Annotated in this window: 1 protein-coding gene; it reads left to right on the top strand. The window is 56.1% G+C overall.

Annotated elements, in window-relative coordinates:
- Nucleotides 1-2,136: immunoglobulin-like domain-containing protein (locus TX23_RS26580; RefSeq protein ID WP_342342579.1), on the top strand; the 2,136-nt coding region annotated here is incomplete at both ends.

The following is a 2,136-nucleotide window of genomic DNA, read 5'->3' as shown; positions in this document are numbered from 1 at the left end:
CCGTCCCTGCGCCTACTGATGACGTGTTCATCGACAAGAGCTCGCAGACCGTCCAGATCACCGAGACCACGGGCGGCAACTTCGAAAAACTGGAAGTGGCAGGCAACGGTGCGACCACGACGATCAACGACACCATCGACAAAGTCGATGTGGTTCTGACTGCCACCACCACCGTCGGCGAAGGCGGCAACATCGTCTACACCGCCAGCCTTGTGGGTAAAAACGGTGCGCCGGTGACTAACATCACCAACCCGCTGACCGTGACTCTAGATAACGGCCAAACCATCACCATTGGTGTTAACGAATCGAGCGCTAGCGTTTCGGTTCTTGCACCGGATGACGTGTACAAAGGCGATCAGACCGTCACCACCGCGATCAAGGGTGTGACCGGCGGCGAGCACTTTGAAAATCTGGTTCCAGGGACCGATAAAGTCACCACAACTGTGACTGACACACCGGGTACCGATAACACCACTACCGTGACGCTAACGGCTCCGTCTGAAGCGAATGAAGGTGGCCAGATCACTTACACCGCGACCTTGAGCAACAAGGCCGGTACTGACGTCACGTTGAAACTCGACAATGGTTCGAGTATCACCATCAAGGCGGGCGACACCGTCGGCACCGTGACCGTGCCTGCGCCTACTGATGACGTGTTCATCGATAAGAGCACTCAGACCGTCAAGATCACTGACGCTTCTGGCGGCAACTTCGAGAAATTGGAAGTTGCTGGTAACGGCGCAACTACGACGATCAACGACACCATCGATAAAGTTGATGTGGTTCTGACTGCCACAACTACTGTAGGTGAAGGCGGCAATATCGTTTACACCGCCAGCCTTGTGGATAAAAACGGCGTGCCGGTGACCAACATCACCAACCCGCTGACCGTCACCTTGGACAACGGCCAAACCATCACCATTGGTGTGAATCAGTCCAGCGGCACTGTTTCGGTCTTGGCACCGGATGACGTTTACAAAGGCGACCAGACCGTCACCACCGCTATCAAGGGTGTGACGGGCGGCGAGCATTTTGAAAACCTGGTACCGGGCACTGCGCCGGTAAACACCACCGTTACCGATACCCCGGGTACCGATAACACCACGACCGTCACGCTGACTGCACCAAGTGCCGTTAACGAAGGTGGCCAGATCACCTATACCGCCACCTTGAGCAACAAGGCCGGTACCGACGTCACGTTGAAACTCGACAATGGTTCGAGTATCACCATCAAGGCGGGCGACACCGTCGGCACTGTGACCGTGCCTGCGCCTACCGATGACGTGTTCATCGATAAGAGCACCCAGACCGTCAAGATCACTGAAACCACTGGCGGCAACTTTGAGAAGTTGGAAGTTGCAGGCACCGGTGCGACCACCACCATCAACGACACCATCGACAAAGTCGATGTGGTTCTGACTGCCACCACCACCGTCGGTGAAGGCGGCAATATCGTTTACACCGCCAGCCTTGTGGATAAAAACGGCGTGCCGGTGACCAACATCACCAACCCGCTGACCGTCACCCTGGATAACGGCCAAACCATCACCATCGGTGTTAACGAATCGAGCGCTAGCGTGTCGGTTCTTGCACCGGATGACGTGTACAAAGGCGACCAGACCGTCACCACCGCTATCAAGGGTGTGACCGGTGGCGAGCACTTTGAAAATCTGGTCCCAGGGACTGATAAAGTCACCACAACTGTGACTGACACACCGGGTACCGATAACACCACGACTGTAACGCTGACCGCGCCTAGCGCCGTTAACGAAGGTGGTCAAATTACTTACACCGCCACGCTTTCCAACAAAGCGGGCACTGACGTTACGTTGAAGTTGGATAACGGCTCCTCGATCACGATCAAAGCGGGCGACACTGTCGGCACTGTGACCGTGCCTGCGCCTACCGATGACGTGTTCATCGACAAGAGCTCGCAGACGGTCCAGATCACCGAGACCACGGGCGGCAACTTCGAAAAACTGGAAGTGGCAGGCAACGGTGCGACCACGACGATCAATGACACCATCGACAAAGTTGATGTAGTCCTGTCCGCCACGACTACCGTCGGCGAAGGCGGCAACATCGTCTACACCGCCAGCCTTGTGGATAAAAACGGCGCGCCGGTGACTAACATCA

Origin of the sequence: Pseudomonas paralactis, from assembly GCF_001439735.1 — a bacterium.
Lineage (GTDB): Bacteria > Pseudomonadota > Gammaproteobacteria > Pseudomonadales > Pseudomonadaceae > Aquipseudomonas > Aquipseudomonas paralactis.
The sequence above is the reverse complement of the archived record's forward strand: the minus strand, read 5'-3'. Positions and strand labels throughout refer to the sequence as shown.